Source organism: Chitinophaga lutea, assembly GCF_003813775.1.
Classification (GTDB): domain Bacteria; phylum Bacteroidota; class Bacteroidia; order Chitinophagales; family Chitinophagaceae; genus Chitinophaga; species Chitinophaga lutea.
Genome location: NZ_RPDH01000002.1, coordinates 1,826,521 through 1,844,238, shown reverse-complemented (window position 1 = coordinate 1,844,238; position 17,718 = coordinate 1,826,521). Strand labels below are relative to the sequence as shown.

At 55.5% G+C, this 17,718-nt stretch carries 13 protein-coding genes; all 13 read left to right on the top strand.

Annotation, left to right across the window (positions count from 1 at the left end; genetic code table 11):
* The first annotated feature begins 79 nt into the window (after positions 1-79).
* The gene (locus EGT74_RS19655; protein WP_123848267.1) at positions 80-670 is read left to right on the top strand and encodes an RNA polymerase sigma factor; all 591 of its coding nucleotides are present in this window, start codon (positions 80-82) and stop codon (positions 668-670) included.
* 72 nt (positions 671-742) lie between these two features.
* A complete protein-coding gene (locus EGT74_RS19650; protein ID WP_123848266.1) occupies positions 743-1,918 on the top strand; it encodes a FecR family protein in 1,176 nt (391 codons plus the stop codon).
* A 490-nt stretch (positions 1,919-2,408) separates the two neighbouring features.
* Positions 2,409-5,744: a TonB-dependent receptor gene (locus EGT74_RS19645; RefSeq protein ID WP_123848265.1), complete on the top strand. Its 3,336-nt coding sequence runs from the start codon at positions 2,409-2,411 to the stop codon at positions 5,742-5,744.
* 11 nt (positions 5,745-5,755) lie between these two features.
* On the top strand, positions 5,756-7,444 hold the full coding sequence (locus EGT74_RS19640) for a RagB/SusD family nutrient uptake outer membrane protein (protein ID WP_123848264.1): 1,689 nt from the start codon (positions 5,756-5,758) through the stop codon (positions 7,442-7,444).
* Between the two features lie 2 nt (positions 7,445-7,446).
* Positions 7,447-9,906 (top strand): hypothetical protein, encoded by a 2,460-nt coding sequence (locus EGT74_RS19635; protein ID WP_123848263.1) that lies wholly within the window; start codon positions 7,447-7,449, stop codon positions 9,904-9,906.
* A gap of 12 nt (positions 9,907-9,918) precedes the next feature.
* Positions 9,919-11,019 carry a hypothetical protein gene (locus EGT74_RS19630; protein ID WP_181954761.1) on the top strand — a complete coding sequence of 367 codons (1,101 nt, stop codon included), beginning with the start codon at positions 9,919-9,921 and terminating at the stop codon, positions 11,017-11,019.
* A 1-nt stretch (position 11,020) separates the two neighbouring features.
* Positions 11,021-12,859: an FAD-dependent oxidoreductase gene (locus tag EGT74_RS19625; protein ID WP_123848262.1), complete on the top strand. Its 1,839-nt coding sequence runs from the start codon at positions 11,021-11,023 to the stop codon at positions 12,857-12,859.
* Positions 12,856-13,842, top strand: coding sequence for an FAD:protein FMN transferase (locus EGT74_RS19620; protein ID WP_123848261.1), 987 nt, complete (start codon positions 12,856-12,858; stop codon positions 13,840-13,842). The genes EGT74_RS19625 and EGT74_RS19620 overlap by 4 nt, the downstream gene beginning before the upstream one ends.
* Before the next feature lie 103 nt (positions 13,843-13,945).
* Positions 13,946-14,251, top strand: coding sequence for a GNAT family N-acetyltransferase (locus EGT74_RS19615; RefSeq protein WP_123848260.1), 306 nt, complete (start codon positions 13,946-13,948; stop codon positions 14,249-14,251).
* Between the two features lie 11 nt (positions 14,252-14,262).
* The gene (locus tag EGT74_RS19610; protein WP_123848259.1) at positions 14,263-14,928 is read left to right on the top strand and encodes a (4Fe-4S)-binding protein; all 666 of its coding nucleotides are present in this window, start codon (positions 14,263-14,265) and stop codon (positions 14,926-14,928) included.
* Between the two features lie 648 nt (positions 14,929-15,576).
* Positions 15,577-16,086, top strand: a complete 510-nt coding sequence (locus EGT74_RS19605; protein ID WP_123848258.1) for a hypothetical protein — start codon at positions 15,577-15,579, stop codon at positions 16,084-16,086.
* Between the two features lie 24 nt (positions 16,087-16,110).
* Positions 16,111-16,665: an RNA polymerase sigma factor gene (locus EGT74_RS19600; RefSeq protein WP_123848257.1), complete on the top strand. Its 555-nt coding sequence runs from the start codon at positions 16,111-16,113 to the stop codon at positions 16,663-16,665.
* 14 nt (positions 16,666-16,679) lie between these two features.
* Complete coding sequence (locus tag EGT74_RS19595; RefSeq protein ID WP_123848256.1) at positions 16,680-17,705, top strand: FecR family protein; 1,026 nt, start codon at positions 16,680-16,682, stop codon at positions 17,703-17,705.
* Positions 17,706-17,718 lie beyond the last annotated feature (13 nt).

The following is a 17,718-nucleotide window of genomic DNA, read 5'->3' as shown; positions in this document are numbered from 1 at the left end:
AGGAATTTGGAATTCAAAGTTATTTGCTAATTTTAGTTGGTAGTCTACGTTATGTTCTGAAATTCCACCATCCTGTTCCATGGAGTCTGCATACAAAGAAAAAGAGCTGTTGCAACGGGCATCCGCCGGAGATGAAGCCGCGTTTGCCGCACTATTCAGGCTGTACCGCCACAAGCTGTACGGGTTCCTGCTGCGGGCCACCGGCTCCCCGGAAACGACAGAAGACGTTATCCAGGATGTGTTCCTGAAACTGTGGAAAGACCGGGAAAATCTCCTTCACATCGAACAATTTGGCGGTTATGTATACCGGATGGCCCAGAACCGGGTGATCAATTCGCTCAAACGGATGGCGAAAGAGACCCTTATCCTGGAGGAGCTCGGCAAGGCGCAGGTGCAGGCCGTGTCCAGCGCCGAGGAACAGCTGTCCGAAAAAGAAGCCCAGCATCACCTGCACACCGCCCTCGACAAACTCACGCCCAAACAGAAACTGGTATTCACCCTCAGCCGCGAGCAGGGGCTGAAGCACGACGAAATAGCCGCTTTCCTCAATATTTCCCCTTCTACCGTCAATAATCACATGATCGAGGCCCTCCGCCAGCTGCGCCAGCAACTGACCGCCTCCCCGGAAGCATGTACCCTGCTGCTTTTCATGCTTGTTTTTCTACCCTGAAATTTTTTTTCGCCGAACTAGGTATGATTTCTTTCCCGGTTGTCTATTTACCAGGAAGATAAATCACTCGCCATGTTGAGAGAACGCTTGCAACACCTGGTGGACAGGTATTTTTCCGGCGCCTGTACGGAGGCCGAGCAAAAAGAACTGGCCAGGTGGATAGACGACGCAAAAAACGACGATGCATTAAAAGAACTGCTGGAAGAAGCCTGGCAAGGGTATCAGCCGGCAACGGCGATGCCGGAGGAAATGTCTGACCGCATCCTCACGGCCGTCTTCAAACAGCCCCCGGCGGTGCGCACGAACCTCCAATACCGGCTGGGCGGCTGGCGGAGTGTGGCGGCAGCAGCAGCGGTGTTGTTGCTGGCCGGCGCTGCTTATTTCCTGCTGAAGCCGGAAGAACAGCACAATTACGTGGCGGAACAGCCCCGGTACCGCAACGAGGTGCCGGCGGGCGGCAATAAAGCCCTGCTCACTTTGGGCGACGGTACCGTCATCACACTCGACAGTGCGGCGAACGGCCTGCTGGCGCAGCAGGGCCGGGTACAGGTGATGAAAAAGGCCAACGGGGAATTGAGCTATGAAGGCAACGGCGGCTTCGCCGATCCCGCTGCCGTCAATACCATGCGTACGCCCCGGGGAGGGGAGTACCGCCTCACCCTGCCGGACGGCACCAAAGTATGGCTCAACGCAGCTTCGTCGATCACCTTTCCCGTTACTTTCCGCGGCAACGACCGCGCCGTGCAGATCTCCGGCGAAGTGTACTTCGAGGTGGCGCACAACCCGTCGAAACCTTTCCGCGTAACTGCCGGCGGCGCAACGGTGGAAGTGCTCGGCACCCATTTTAATATCAATGCCTACAACGGCGAGGCGGCGGTGAAAACCACCCTGCTCGAAGGCTCCGTTAAAGTAAGCAGCCGCCTCTCCCGCGCCGTGCTCGACCCCGGCCAGCAGGCCCGCGTAACCAGCGCCGGCAGCATGGACGTGGAAAGTAACGTAGACCTGGACGAAGTGATGGCCTGGAAAAACGGCTACTTCCTGTTCAACGACGCGGACATGCCCAGCGTGATGCGGCAGCTGGAAAACTGGTACGACGTTACCGTATCCTATGAAGGCGGTAAGATTCCGGAAAGAAGCTTCGGTGGGGGGATTCAGCGCTCGCTGCCCCTGACCAAAGTATTGCAGATACTCGAAGAAAACGATGTGAAATTCAGGGTGGAAGGACGTAATATCACCGTGCTGAAATAGCCGTGAGCGCAGCAATGAAAGAAACGAATGGTCGTATTATAATAATACCGGACGCAACAATGAACGAAACGTATGATTGTATGATGCTGCTGCAAACGAAGCAGTGGTGAATAGTATGATCGCATTATAACCGCAGGCGCAACAATGAAAGAACCACAGGACCGCGTTACAATAACTGAAAACTGAACAATGAAAAACTAAAAGAAGGAAAAGTATGATCGCTTTATGATAACTGAAAACTGAACAAAAACGGTCTGTCAAAAAAAAAGCCAGAAATGCTGCGAACATCTCTGGCGGGCGTTTGGCAGGCTATGAACAAAACAATCGGCTAGAACTGCCTATTCATTCAACCAAACAATGCAAATGTATGCAATTTAAATTTATCGCTCCCGGCGGGCGGACGGCTGCCGCCACGCCATTACCTGTCCCACGTGCAGGTCTGGAGCATCCGGACATCCTTCTGCGATATTCAACCAAAATGTTGTTGACGATGAAGTTAACAGGGCTGCTAATGATGCTGACGATGCTCCAGGTGAGCGCAGCGGTTTATTCACAGACAGTGAGCTTTTCAGGGAAAAATGTAAAGCTGAAAACAGTGTTCAATGCCATCCGCAAACAGACCGGCTATGTCGTTTTTTACGACAACCAGCTGGTAAAGGCGGCGAAACCGGTGACGGTGGAAGTGCAGCACGCTTCCGTTGACGCACTGCTCAAAAACGTGCTGCAGAACCAGGGCCTTACTTATTCCATTACCGACAAAACGATTTCTATCCGCAAACAGGTGCAGAGCCCGCAGGGTTTTCCGCAGCTGGCATTCTTCCCGCCGCCATTGGTAACGCTCACCGGCCGGGTAACCGACGATACGGGTGAGCCTTTGCCGGGTGTGACCATCATGGTGGAAGGCACCACCAAGGGCACCACCACGGATGAAAAAGGAGAATTCAAACTGGCCAACGTGCCTGATAAAGCTACGCTGGTATTCACTTACATCGGGTTTGAAAAATTCAGCATCGCACTCAACGGACAACAGAAGCTGGACGTCAAACTCACCAAGGCGATCGATACGGCGTTGGAAGGCGTGGTGGTAGTGGGGTACGGCTCCGTGAAAAAAACAGACCTCACGGGTGCGGTATCTGCTGTGAAAGGAGAGGAAGTGGCCGCCCGCAAAACCGCGCAGATCTCTACCGCTTTACAGGGCTCTATGCCGGGCGTGATGGTGACCCGCACCAACAGCGCCCCGGGCGCCACGGCCAACATCCGCATCCGCGGCATCACCACCATCGGGTCTGAAGGGGCGAACCCGCTCATCATCCTCGACGGTGTGCCCATCGACGATATCAACTCCATCAACCCCAACGACGTGGAAAGCATTTCCGTGCTGAAAGACGCGGCCTCTGCGTCTATCTACGGTTCGAGGGCGGCGGCAGGCGTGATCGTGGTGACCTCCAAACGCGCGCAGGGCAACCAGCTGAGCATGGATTATTCCTACGAGTACGGCGTCGAAAAACCGACCAAACTGCCGGACTACGTGGACGTGGTGCGGTATATGCAGCTCACCAACGAGCTCCGCTGGAATGATAACGGCAACAATGCCAACGAATACCCGACCTATCCGAAAGCGACGATCGATAACTACTACCAGCTCAACGCACAGAACCCGGATGAGTATCCGAATACAGACTGGCGAGGTATGATCCTGAAAGATAACTCCCAGCGCCAGACGCACCTGCTGGGCATCAATGCGGGTGGCAAAAACATCCGCAGCAAAGTTTCCTTCGGGTACGACGATCTCGGCGCACTGTACGACGGGCGCAGCTATCAGCGCATCACCGCGCGTCTCAACAATGATATCACCATCAACAGATACCTGTCGTCGACCGTGGATCTGAACTTCCGCCGCACCACGGTGAAAGAGCCCACATTGAATCCCATTTACCGGATGGCCATCCTGCCGCCGCTGTATGCGGCCATGTGGTCGGACGGGCGCGTGGGCGCAGGGAAAGACGGCACGAACGTATATGCGCAGCTGAAATACGGCGGCTTCAACCACCAGTGGTATAACCAGATCGGCGGTAAAGTGGCGCTGGATTTCACGCCGATAGAAGGCCTTAAATTCAGCGGGGTGGTGTCGCCCTTCCTGAACTTCAATAAAACCAAAGTATTCCGCCGTAAAATCCCGTATACCTCGTGGAACAATCCCAACTCCGTCAGCGGTTACGTGCAGGACGCGGCTGAAACGAGGCTCGACGAAGGCCGCGACGACAATTACCGCTACACCATCCAGTTTCTCGCCAATTACAGCAAGAAGTTCGGTAAACACGATATCAACCTGCTCGCCGGGTATGAATATTTCCGCGCCTTCAACGAAGATCTTGATGCTTCGCGCGGGCAATACCTGCTCACCTCTTACCCTTATCTGAATCTGGGTCCGCTGGAGTTCAGGGACAATGCCGGAGCGGCCTACGAGAACGCTTACCGCTCCTGGTTCGGCAGGGTGATGTACAACTTCAAAGACCGTTACCTGTTGCAGGCCAACATCCGGTACGACGCCTCGTCGCGCTTTGCGTCCGATTACCGCTGGGGCTCTTTCCCTTCTGTGTCTGCGGGATGGATCGTGTCTGAGGAGCCGTTCATGAAAGATCTCGCCCCCTGGCTGTCGTTCCTGAAACTGCGCGCTTCCTGGGGCACGCTCGGCAACGAGCGGATCGGGAACTACCCGTACCAGGCCATTCTTACGTTCGAGAACAATTCCCTCTTTTACCAGGGTAACACCGTGCTGTCCGGCCAGGCGGCTGCGCAGCGGCAATACGCCATCCGCAACATCACCTGGGAAACGACGGCCTCTACCGACTTCGGGATTGACCTGAACGTGCTCGATAACCGCCTGCGCATTACGGCGGACTATTTCAAGAAAACCACGAGCGACATGCTGCTGCCGCTGGAAATACCCGATTTCATCGGCTTCGACAACCCCGATCAGAACACCGGTAAAATGCACACCACCGGCTGGGAGTTTATGGCAAGCTGGAGTGATAAAGTCGGTGACTTCTCGTACAGCGTGTCCGCCAACCTCTCCGATTTCCGCTCCCGTATGGGCGATCTGGGCGGCACCGAGTTCATCGGCGACCAGATCAAGATCCAGGGCAGCGAATTCAACGAATGGTATGGATACATCTCCGAAGGGCTGTTCCAGACGCAGGATGAAGTGGATAAATCTCCCAAGCTCAACGCCAACACGCGGCCCGGCGATATCCGCTACCGCGATATCAGCGGCCCGGAAGGCAAGCCCGATGGGAAAATTTCTCCAGAGTACGACCGGGTGCTGCTGGGGGGATCATTGCCCCGCTACACCTACGGCGCCACATTGCAGGGCGGGTATAAAAACTGGAGCCTAGGCATCGTACTGCAGGGTGTGGGTAAACAGAACAGCCTGCTGGGGCAGGATATCGTACGCCCGCTCCGTGAAAACTTCGGCGCCTTCCCGGCTATCATCGACGGGCATACCTGGAGCCGGTACAACACGCCGGAGCAGAACCTGCAGGCCAAGTACCCGCGTTATACCAATACTTCCGCCGGTAACAACTACGCCGTGTCCGATTTCTGGCTGATCAACGGTGCTTATTTCCGCCTTAAAAATATCAACCTCAGTTATTCGCTGCCCAGGCACCTGGTACAGAAAGCCCATGTTCAGGGCGTCCGTATTTACGGCACCGTTACCGACCTGTTCTCGTCGCATAACTTCCCGAAAGGATGGGACCCCGAGCAAAGCACGCTGGGTTACCCGATCACGGTGAGTTACCTGATAGGCGCATCTGTTAAATTCTAAAACTGATATTCATGAAACGCAACATACTCATCGCTTCGCTTGGCCTGCTGCTCATGTCTTCCTGCGGGAGCCTGGATCTGAACCCGCTGTCTGACGGCTCCGGCGATACCTGGAACTCCACGCCGGAAGAAATCGTGATGTCGCTCAACGGCCTCTATAAAGATGCTTTCTGGATGACGGACCAGGACGACTGGACGGACGATTTTATTTACCGCGACGCCACTTCTCCCATTGCCGGCGCTACCATCAACGGTGAAACGGATTTTGTGAAGAACTGGTGGACGAACTCCTACAAAGCCATTGCCCGCGCCAACGCGGTGGTGCAGAGTGTAGACAGGGCGGCCGGCTCATTGTCGCAAACACAGATCAGCCGTTATTCCGCGGAAGCCCGTTTTGTGCGTGCCGCCATGTATTCCCGTTTGTTGTCGCACTACGGCAACATCGTGTACACCGAAGCGGTGCTCGATATCGAGGAAGCCCTCAAGCTCAAACAGATGGATAAAGCGGAAGTGCTGAAAAAGATTTACGCAGACTTTGATTCCGCGATCGCGAACCTGCCGAAATCCTATGCCGCTTCAGAACTGAAACGGGCCACATCGGGCGCGGCGCTCGCGCTGAAAGCCCGCATTGCGCTGCAGATGAACGACTGGGCAACCGCCCGTGATGCGGCCAAAGCCTGCATGGATCAGAAAGTGTACCGGCTCCACGACAACTTCAGCAACCTCTTTATTTCCAAAACCAAAAATTCACCCGAAACGATTTTTGGGTTGCCGCGTTCCGTGGCGCTGAAAGTTACATTGGGAGGCTTACAGGATTATGTGACCCGCAACGCCGGCGGCTGGGGCGCAAAGGACCCTTCCTGGGATCTGTTCTGCGCATTCCTTTGCAAAGACGGCCTGCCGATCGATGAATCGCCGCTGTTCAATCCCCGCAAACCCTTCCTGAACCGCGACCCGCGCTGTGCCGCCACCATCGTGGAATTCCAGACCATCCATCTCGGTTACACCTACGAGCCGCACCCGGATACATTGAAGGTTTACAAAGTGGCGGACAACAAATACGTGGAAAACAAAGACACCCGCTCAGTAGCCATTTTTGCCTCGTACAACGGGCTGATCTGGAAGAAAGGCGTGGATGGCGACTGGCTGCTGAATTCCTGGCAGGCGGAGCCTGACAAGATCATCGTGCGGTATGCCGATGTGCTGCTGATGTATGCCGAAGCGAAAATCGAACTGAATGAAATTGACCAGTCGGTGCTCGACGCCATCAACATGGTGCGCGCCCGCGCGTATGGCGTTGCCTACACCGCCACCGCATCATACCCTGCTGTGACCACTACCGACCGGACCGCATTGCGCAGGATTCTCCGTACGGAAAGAAGAATGGAGTTCGCGATGGAAGGTGTCCGGTACATGGACATCATCCGCTGGAAAATCGCCGGCAAGGTGTTGAACAAACCCAATTTCGGCCTGCTCGACCCGGCAGACCTGCGCGCGAAAGTGACCGGCCCGGGGCTCTGGTTCTTCCCGTCCGTTCCGCCGGTTGACGAAGACGGCGTGGCCGATTTCTCCGCCATGTACAATGCCGGCCAGATCAAACAGATCGCCCTCCGCAAATTCGACGAGAGCCGCCAGTACGTGTGGCCCATCCCGTCGACCGAAGTACTCATCAGTAATCTCATTCAAAATCCGAACTACTAGGCATGCGCATTCTCCGATATATCGCGACATACAGCATTTTATTCTCACCGCTGCTGGGCCACTCCCAGCAGCGGTCTTTCAGCGGCGTATACCCGCACCTGGCCATGTACAATAACGAAGGCGAGTGCGGTACCGGGGCGGTGGTGCCCTGGGCCGGCAAACTCTGGGTGATCACTTACGGGCCGCATCTGCCCGAAGGCTCTTCCGACAAACTCTACGAAATTTCACCGTCGCTGCAGCAAACCGTGCGCCCCGAAAGCATCGGCGGCACACCGGCCAACCGGATGGTGCACAAGGAAAGCAACCAGCTCTTCATCGGTCCCTATGCGATTGACGGGAAAGGGACCGTGCGGACCATTCCTTACAAGGTGATGCCTGGCCGTCACACCGGCAACGCGCGGCATCTGACGGACCCTGCCGGTAAAATTTATTACGGCACCATGGAAGAAGGGTTTTATGAAGTGGACGTCAAAACGCTGGCGCCGGTGATGTTGTATGAAGACGGGAACATCAAAAAGAAAAAAGGGGCCGATGCGTCCGCCAACCAGGCCACAGACCTGTTGCCCGGCGCGCACGGCAAGGGCCTGTATTCCGGGCAGGGTGTGATGGTTTATTCCAACAACGGAGAGTCCGGCCCGCAGGCGTTGAAACAATTCGATATCGAAGCCGGTTCGCTCAGTGAATGGGACGGCAAAAACTGGAAGGTGGTGCGCCGCAACCAGTTTGTGGAAATCACCGGTCCGGGTGGTATTCACGGCAATAAAAATCCCGCCACGGATCCCATCTGGGCGACCGGCTGGGATCATAAATCGGTGCTGCTGGGCGTGCGCGATAAAGGCGCGTGGCATTTTTACCGCCTGCCCAAAGCCAGTCACAGCTACGACGGCGCGCACGGCTGGAATACGGAATGGCCGCGCATCCGCGACATCGGCACACCGGATAAACCCGATTACCTGATGACGATGCACGGTCTGTTCTGGCGTTTCCCCGCCAGCTTTTCCTCCGCGCAAACGGCAGGCATTCGTCCCCGTACCGCCTACCTCCGGGTGATCGGCGATTTTGCCCGCTGGAATAACCTGCTGGTACTGGGTTGCGACGATTCAGCGCAGCGCGAGTTCCTCAACAAACGCAAGGCGAAAGGCAATATCGAAGGGCCGGGGCAATCCAATTCCAACCTCTGGTTCACTTCGTTCCAGTTGCCCGACCAGTTGGGCCCCAACTCCGCCGAAGGCGCTGTATGGCTGCAGGAAACGCTGCAGCCCGGCGATGCGTCGGAGCCGTTTTTGTTTGCCGGCTGGCCCCACCGTACCGCATGGGTGCAAAATAACGGTACCGAACCGGCTTCGTTCACTTTCGAAACAGACCGTGGTAACGGACAATGGACCGTGGTAAAAACCATCTCGCTGGCTGCGGGTGAAGCGATACCGCAGGTGTTCGATGCGCAGCAGCCCGGTGAATGGATCCGGGTGAAAACAACCACGGGCGGAAAGGCGACGGTATGGTTCGCCTATACCGGGAAAGACAGCCGTAAAACGGTGCCGGATGCTGTTTTTAACGGTTTAACGAAGGTGGGAACGGTTGCAAATACCAGTGGTGGATTAATCTACGGCCTTGGGGATAATAAACGTACTTTAGGCATGAACGCTTTGCATTGGAAAGGTTCCACGTCTACAGACCTGGGCTATTACGAACTCAATGAAAAAATGGAGCTGGTGAAGAAAAACGATGCAGCGGCCGCCGGTTTCATCCGCGAAAAATTTGCCATCCCGGAAAAAGTAGTCACCATCGATGAAGCATCGGTACTGGTAACGGACGACAATGGCCGCCGCTGGCGGTTGCCGCTCGGCAGCGATGCGTTTACCGCGCCCACCAACCAGGCGGCGCTGCGTATTTGCCGCGAAGTGGCCACGGAAAGGGACTTGTTTAACTGTCATGGTACGTTCTACGAACTGCCCGCCGAAAACGCAGACGGTTACGCAAAAATCCGTCCCGTTGCGTCGCATGCTTTCCGCATCCAGGATTATGCGTCGTACCGCGGCCTGCTGATCATGACCGGTGTGGACGCCGGTGCGGGCAACAGCGCCCACATCATCCGCTCCGCCGACAAACAGGCGGCCGTATGGGCCGGCGTGATAGACGATCTCTGGAAGCTGGGCAAACCCACCGGCCGCGGCGGGCCCTGGAAAAACAGCGAAGTAAAAGCAGGGACGCCTTCGGATCCTTACCTGATCGGGTTTTACGACCAGCGGAGCCTTGAACTGAAACACGATGCCAAAGCCCCCGTGACCTTTACCATCGAGGCGGACCCTGCCGGCAACGGCGTGTGGATGCCGTACCGCGAAGTAACGGTGACGCCCGGGCAAACGTTCCGGTACACTTTCCCCGCGGCCATACAGGCCCGCTGGATAAGGTTTACCGCCAATAAAGATTGTACGGCCACAGCCTGGCTGGAATATAAATAACAGAACGGAACTATGCGGTTGTTATGGTTGATATTATGTTTGCTGCCCTCGCTGGCCAATGCCGGGGAAGGGAAGGAACGTGTCCGCAAATTCGAGCTGAAAGACAGCAGCGGCGCTACCTACACCCTCAACCTCATGCTGGACGAGGGCGGCAAACCACAGTACTTTTTCCGGAACATTTATACGCCCGTTTGTAACACGGGGGAATGCAAACCGGTGTACATCAACTTCTACTGGGATTTGCTGGGCAACTACACCCGCTTCGATATGCCGGCCGGGGAAGTGCTCACCAAAACCGACCACCGCGATTTCAAGCCGCATGAGTACGCCAAGCTGCAGGAAATCCTGCTGCGCGAAACGTCCATTTTCTCCGAACTGAAAATGGAAGATCTCGTGGTGACCGGTACGGAAAAGATCTCCGATTCCGCCAATATCAAAACCGGCGCCACGCTCAAAACCATCAAAAACGAAGTGATCGAAGGCGCCGTGTATACCTGCTACACGCTCTGGCACCTCGCGCACGGCAGGGTGGTGGAGGAAATGCGCGGCATCATGGAAAGTTATAGCAGTCCCGCGCTGCTGCACGATTTCCTGCAAAGCAACAACCATCACTACCAATACTGGGCGATGGAAAAAGTGATGGATGCCGAAGGCAAAGTGAAAGCCGCGTACGAAAACGATATAGCCGGCATCATCCGCGGGAAAAACATTTTCACCGCGCGTTTCGCCCTACAGAAAATTCACCCCGGGTTTTTTACCCCCGCCCGACAGCAATGGCTGTGGGATACTTACACCGCCGCCGCTTACCCGCTGCAGATGGCCATTCTCAAAAAGATGGGGAGCATCCGGTTGGGGGAGGCCGTGGCAGTAAAGATCGCATCGGCGGTAACGGCCGGCAACCGGCAGCAGTTCGACGCCAAACTGTCGCTGCTGGCCGGGCCCGGTAAAACGAGCGGGAAGGTGCAGCGGCAGCTCGCCGCGCAGCTCGCGGATGCCGAGCCTTCACTGGCGGCGGCGATGTATGCGTCATTGCAAAAAATGAACAGCAAAGATAAAACCGTACGGCAGCAGATGCTGCGGTACGAACAAACCACTCATCAAACAGAAAACTGATATGAAAGCAAGATGGATTCGCCTTGTGACAGGCATGTTGCTGATAATTTTCATGAATGCCCCGGCGCATGCGCAGAAACATGTGTACGTGGAAACCGAATCGTTTGAACAGAAAGGCGGTTGGGTGGTAGACCAACAGTCGTTCGTAGTGATCGGCTCCTCCTACCTGATGGCGCACGGAATGGGCCGCCCCGTGAAAGATGCGGCTACCACCGTGCAGTTCCCCGCTCCGGGCAAATATCGCATGTGGGTGCGTACCAAAGACTGGGCGCCGTTCCCTACCGGTCCCGGTAAATTCACCCTGCACCTCAACGGGCAGCAGGTGGGCAAAGTGTTCGGAGAGAACGGCTCCGATGAATGGAAATGGTACGACGCCGGGATGGTGGACGTGAAAGAAACGTCCGCCCAGCTGGTGATGAAAGACCTCACCGGTTTCAACGGCCGTTGCGACGCCATCCTGTTCACCGATGCAATGAAGTTCACGCCCCCGAACACCCTCAAAGAGCTCAACGCATTCCGGAATAAAGCGCTGCACACGTCATCGGACGTGGCGGATGCGGGGCAATACGACCTCGTGGTGGTGGGCGGCGGCATCGCCGGCACCTGTGCGGCGATCAATGCTGCGCGCCTCGGGCTGAAAACCGCGCTGATCCAGGACCGACCCGTGCTCGGCGGTAACAACAGTTCCGAAGTAAGGGTGCACCTCAAAGGCGACGTCGATAAAAATCATTACCCCAAACTCGGCCGTATCGTACGCGAGATGGACAACGGCGACCCCGGCAACGGCCACCCGGACGGCGCTGAGTATGGCGACGACCGCAAGATCCAGATCGTCAAGGCGGAAAAGAACCTTTCGCTGTTCCTCAATACCCACGTGCATAAAGTGGAGAAAGAGAACAACCGCATCGTTGCCGTGATCGGCCGCAATATCATGACCAACAAGGAACAGCGCTTCAGCGGCACCTACTTCTCCGATTGCACCGGCGACGGTACGGTGGGTTACCTCGCGGGCGCCGACTTCCGCATGGGCCGTGAAAGCAAAGCGGAAACAGGCGAATCGCTGGCTGCGGAAAAATCCGACAGTTTCACGCTCGGTACTTCCAATCTCTGGGCTTCCGTGGAAAAGGATTCCGTTAATTCTTTCCCTGAAACGCCCTGGGCCTTGCAGTTCTCCGATGAATATCACATCGACCAGGACCGCTCCGACTGGGAATGGGAAACCGGTTTTGGTAACTTCAACACCATCACCGATGCGGAGAAGATCCGCGACCACAACCTGCGTGCGATCTACGGCAACTGGTCGTACCTGAAAAAGAACAAACCCGAAAAATACGCCAAACGCCAGCTGGCCTGGGTGGCTTACATCGGCGGCAAACGCGAATCGCGCCGCATCCTGGGCGATCACATCCTCACCCAGATGGACATCCAGGAAGGGAAACGTTACCCGGACGGGACGGCGACCGCCACCTGGACCATCGACCTGCATTTCCCCAACGAAAAGAACAGCAAGTATTTCGAAGGGCAGGAGTTTTTCGCCAGCACCAAGCACATCCGCGTGGCGCCTTACACCATTCCGTACCGCTGCCTCTATTCCCGGAACATCAGCAACCTGTTCATGGCCGGGCGTAACATCAGCACCACGCACGTGGCCTTCGGCAGTACGCGTGTAATGCGTACCTGCGGGATGATGGGCGAAGTGGTGGGTTTTGCCGCCTTCCTCGGAAAAAAATATAAAACCTCCCCGCGTGGTGTGTACGAACAGCACCTTAAGGAACTGGTAGGCATTCTGAACGATGAAGTACCCGCACAGGCGGTGAATACCAATACCGGCAAACAATGAATGCCTGGCGGACGATAGCGCTGGCGCTGGTATGGCCGTTCTCCTCATGGGGGATGTTGCCGGACAGCAGCCGCCCGTCGCCCGCCATCCGCATTGAAGGAGCCGCACAGGGCACCACCTGGCATATGATATATACCGATGGGCAGCAGCGGGATTTTTCCCGGCAGGTGGATTCCATCCTGGCCGCCCTCGATCTGTGTTTGTCAACCTACCGGACTGATTCGGAAGTGTCCGCCTTTAACGCGTTCGACGACTTCCGGTTTCAGTCCGGTCATTTTTACCCCGTACTGCAACGCTCCGCCGAAATTTACCGCGCCACCAACGGCGCGTTCGACCCTACGGTGGCGCCCATCACCGAGGCTTACCGTAACGGCAGAAGAACAGGCAAACCCTGGCTGCACCAGGTGGATTCGTTGCTGCAATACGTCGGTTTCGGCTACATCGCTTTCGACGGTGAAACCGTCCACAAAAACAAACCCGGCGTGCGCCTCGATTTCGACGCCATTGCGCAGGGGTATACGGTGGATGTGCTGGCCCGGTGGCTGGAAGCGCAGGGCGTGCAGGCGTACGTGGCCGAAGTGGGCGGTGAATTGCGCTGCCGCGGCAGCCATACCGTCAGCATTGAAAATCCCGCGCAGCCCGGCGAAGAAGTATTACAGCTGCGGCTTCACGATGCCGCCATTGCTACCGCCGGCAATTACCGCAATTTTTATGTGCAGAACGGTCAGACCCACCGGCACATCATTCATCCCAAAACCGGCCTTGCAAAACCGGATTCCCTCTTAAGCGCTACCGTAGTAGCTGCCGATGCCATCACGGCAGACGGTTTCGATACCGCGCTGCTCGCCATGGGGTTCGAAGAAAGCAGAAAACTGCTCGCCCGCGAACCTTCGCTCGACGCCTGCCTCGTGTACCGGAAGGCAGACGGCAGCCTGGGCATCTTCCTGACAGAGCGGCTGAAGGCGATGGTCGTTTCAAAATAACTTTGCTTCCCTGTAAATTCTCCCGTATGCTGATACGGGTTGGCGCACCATTTTTGGTGCATTCGCGGAAACAAGATAAATTACCGCAGTCAATCTGATAAATATGCATGCAGAATACGAGGCACTCCCGCTGGTGAACAACACCGCCCAACACCGTTTTGAACTGGTCATAGACGGCCATACCGCATTTATTCTTTACCGGCATGTGCCCGGCAAAACCACGCTGATACATACCGAAGTGCCCGAAGCGCTCGAAGGCAGGGGCGCCGGCAATGCCATCGTGGAAAAAACGCTGCATTACATCGAGGAACAGGGCGATAAACTGGTGCCGCTTTGTCCGTTCGTGCTGGCTTACATCAAGCGGCACCCGGAATGGAAGCGGATTGTGCATGATGATGTTAAAATTTAAAAAATTACGGTATGAAGTATAAGTTGGAAAAGCCGGTTCACGGCACTATCGGTACGGAGAAATACAAGGTTACGATTACATGGCGCAACGGGACGTTCATTGCCGACGAGCCGCCAAGCTCCGGTGGGAAAGACCTCGGGCCCGATCCCTTCACCCAGCTGATGGCTTCCCTGGCGTCGTGCACGCTGGCCACGCTGCGGATGTACATCGACCGGAAGGGATGGGACATTCCCGAAATCGCGGTGAATGCGAACTTTTACCAGGAAAAGGAAAACGATCAGACCGTGTCGGTCATCGACCGGGATATCAAATTCATCAGTCATGTAGACGAGGAAAAGCGCAGCCGCCTGCTGGAGATTGCCAAGGCCTGTCCCATTTCCCGCATACTGGAAGGTGAGATCAAACTCCGCACGTTCGTTTTCCGCGATGAGGACATCGAAAAGAAGCTGCACTACACCAACGGGGAAGTGACCATCGTGTGGAAGCCCGAGTTCTGCAAACACGCTGCCCGCTGCGTGGGCCAGCTGCCCGAGGTGTTCGACGTAAAAGCCAAACCCTGGATAAATGCCGGCGGCGCCACTACCGAGCGCATCGTGGAACAGGTGAAGCGCTGCCCTTCCGGCGCGCTAAGATATTTTTACAATGATAAAGGCCCTGATAGTGTTGCAGGGGGCTGAGCGCCCCTTGCCCTTCCGGGCGCTCCCGTTTTGATTTGACTGCGTATTTTGTACACGTTAACCGCTTGCCGTATTCCGGTACCATTTACCGGTAAACCGCATCTTTCAGGTGGATGCTCCCTTCTTCCCCGCGTTTGCTATTATCCGGCTTTTTACGGCGTTTTGTGCCCTGTTTGAGCAGTACCCTCACTTGCTCCCCGTCATCTGATCCTGCGTCTTATTTTGCTCCGTTTTCTTTCCTTTTCCGTGGCCTGCCAGAAATGGTGCCTTGAACTAATTGGCAATCAAATAGTTGTTGCCATGCATGTGGCTGAAACCTGCCATCCTTCTGTGATCCTCCTGTGATCCTCCTGTCAAACACCGTCAAAACCGCCAGGGTCGTGGACACCACAGGAGAATCGCAGGAGGATCACAGGAGAATCGCTAAGGGATCGTAGGAGGATCACAGAAGGATGGCCGATGCGACACAAACAAAAATGTGTGACTCGGAAAAGTTTGACGGGCTCATCTGAAAGTCCCCGATCGGTTTCCGGCACGTCAACCCGGTTCACCGTATTATCGAATTGTTAACCAGTGAGGGGTTTTTGTCCGGCGAACGAATATTATAAAAGCACGGTTTATTTCCTTAATTTACTATTCATAATCGTTATGAAATCTGCGGTCGCAATTATCGCTTTCAGCGCATTATCGGTTTTTTGTTGCTCCGGCTGCAAAAAAGATAAAAACTCCAAACCGGCAGGGTCGGGGAAGTATGAGATGGTGGCGGGCAAATGGGCCCAGAAAGACCTGGTGCTGGCAGTATCTGTGAAATTTGGCGGGCAAACCATCCCCCAGGGCACCAGCATCATCACCATCGCGCCGTTGCTGGGGCCGGCCGGACAGTATTTTACCTGTACCAAGAACAACGTGTACAATTTTAATAAAGACAGTACCATGCAGGTGGAAGGGTGTACCGACCTCATTCTGCCTGTGACCGGTAAGGAAGGCACCTGGAGGCTGGATATCTATGACGCCGTGCTGCTCCTCAAATCCAAAAAAGGAGACCCCGACCCGCACTGGATCAATGAAGTGACCAATACCTCCATGAAGATCTCCATCACGGCCGCTATCCCCAACGTAGCATCCGTGCCCCTGACGCTGATACTTGAAAAAAAATAACCGCTGCTCACTTTACGATGGCTTATGCAATGCAACGTACAGGATATTAAGAACGGGAATGTAGCCGCTTTTAAAATGGTATACCACCAGTACCATAACAAGCTCTATTTTTTTGTACTGAAGCATACCCAGAGCGTTTACCTCGCGGAGGAAACGGTGCAGCTGACGTTCATCAAACTCTGGGAGAAAAAGGAATCGCTGTCGGGCGACTATGAGCTGTCGTTCCAGGTATTCCGCATCGCCAGGAGCATCATGATCGACCTGCTGCGCAAGCAGAGCGTGCAGGACCGGCATATGGGCCTGTTTACGGAAGAATCGGCGGCGCTGCACATGGAGTTCGATCTCTCCAAAAAGGAAGAGCTTCAGCGGGTATATCACTGCATCGAACAGTTGTCGCCCGTGCGCAGGCATGTATTTAAAATGAGCCGCTTCGAAGGGCTCTCCCATAAAAAAATTGCGGAACAACTCTCTATATCGCCCAGAACGGTGGAGAACCATATTCTCCGCGCGGTGCACCAGTTGAAGAAAGCTTTGCTGTTTTTAATGTATGCCGCGGCAGTGAGGGATTTTTTGTTCTAAAACGAATATGTAGTATGCGTGTTTCTGAAGACATCATCAACAGGTTCCTGAACGGCGGCTCCAGCGAAAAGGAGAAGGCCATCGTGCGCGCGTTTTTCCTGGAACATCCGCAGGAACTGGAAAAATACCTGACGGAAGAAAGCTGGAACGGTTTCCAGGCGGCCGATCACCTCACGGCGGCCGATTCGGAAAAAATGCTGCATGCCATCGAAGAACTGACTTATCACCGCCGCTGGAACAGGCCCGTCATATTCATCCGCCTCGCTGCCGCAGCGGTGCTTTTACTGGCCGCGGGCTCGGGATTTTATTTTCTCGGCCGCCCGCCCGCGCAGGAAACGCTGGCAGCAACAGCAGAACCGATACCTGAAGAAGAAGTGGTGAACAGCACTGCGCGCATGATGCGGATCACGTTGCCGGACAGTACCGTTGCAGAGCTGCAGCCCGCTGCGCGCCTGCATTACCGCCGGCCATTCGGGGAAACCGACCGCGAAGTGCATTTGCAGGGCAAGGCGCTTTTTCATGTAAAGAGCAATGCCGGCAAACCTTTCACCGTGTTCGCGGGCAGGCTCGGCACTACGGCGCTGGGCACCGTTTTCAGCGTGGACGAAGGCAACGGCAAAGTATGGGTGCAGCTGGTCAGCGGAAAGGTCGTGGTGCGCCCCGCTGCGGCCACAGGCAAACCGGTGTACCTCAAACCGGGCGACAAACTGTATTATGACGCCCTGCGTCAAACTGTACGCCTGGAACCGCTGAAACCCAAACCGGCTGTGGCCCCGCCGGCAGTGGAGGAAGTGGCGGCGGCTGCGCCAGCGGCCGTATTGCTGGAGTTCAGCAACGAACCGCTCACCGGCCTGTTTAAGACGATTGAAGCGCAATATGGCATGAAAGTGCGGTACGAAAAAGGCTCGCTGGACAATATGTATTTCACCGGCGTGTTCAACAGTGAGAAAGAATCCCTGCCCGATTTCCTGAACACCATTGCATTACTGAACAATGTGACGATCCGCATCGATAATAAAACGATTCACATAACACCGTAACAAGACTGGTGAT

Coding starts and splice junctions, on each gene's coding strand:
- EGT74_RS19655 (WP_123848267.1), top strand. CDS start 80: ATGGAGTCTGCATACAAAGAAAAAGAGCTGTTGCAACGGGCATCCGCC.
- EGT74_RS19650 (WP_123848266.1), top strand. CDS start 743: ATGTTGAGAGAACGCTTGCAACACCTGGTGGACAGGTATTTTTCCGGC.
- EGT74_RS19645 (WP_123848265.1), top strand. CDS start 2,409: ATGAAGTTAACAGGGCTGCTAATGATGCTGACGATGCTCCAGGTGAGC.
- EGT74_RS19640 (WP_123848264.1), top strand. CDS start 5,756: ATGAAACGCAACATACTCATCGCTTCGCTTGGCCTGCTGCTCATGTCT.
- EGT74_RS19635 (WP_123848263.1), top strand. CDS start 7,447: ATGCGCATTCTCCGATATATCGCGACATACAGCATTTTATTCTCACCG.
- EGT74_RS19630 (WP_181954761.1), top strand. CDS start 9,919: ATGCGGTTGTTATGGTTGATATTATGTTTGCTGCCCTCGCTGGCCAAT.
- EGT74_RS19625 (WP_123848262.1), top strand. CDS start 11,021: ATGAAAGCAAGATGGATTCGCCTTGTGACAGGCATGTTGCTGATAATT.
- EGT74_RS19620 (WP_123848261.1), top strand. CDS start 12,856: ATGAATGCCTGGCGGACGATAGCGCTGGCGCTGGTATGGCCGTTCTCC.
- EGT74_RS19615 (WP_123848260.1), top strand. CDS start 13,946: ATGCATGCAGAATACGAGGCACTCCCGCTGGTGAACAACACCGCCCAA.
- EGT74_RS19610 (WP_123848259.1), top strand. CDS start 14,263: ATGAAGTATAAGTTGGAAAAGCCGGTTCACGGCACTATCGGTACGGAG.
- EGT74_RS19605 (WP_123848258.1), top strand. CDS start 15,577: ATGAAATCTGCGGTCGCAATTATCGCTTTCAGCGCATTATCGGTTTTT.
- EGT74_RS19600 (WP_123848257.1), top strand. CDS start 16,111: ATGCAATGCAACGTACAGGATATTAAGAACGGGAATGTAGCCGCTTTT.
- EGT74_RS19595 (WP_123848256.1), top strand. CDS start 16,680: ATGCGTGTTTCTGAAGACATCATCAACAGGTTCCTGAACGGCGGCTCC.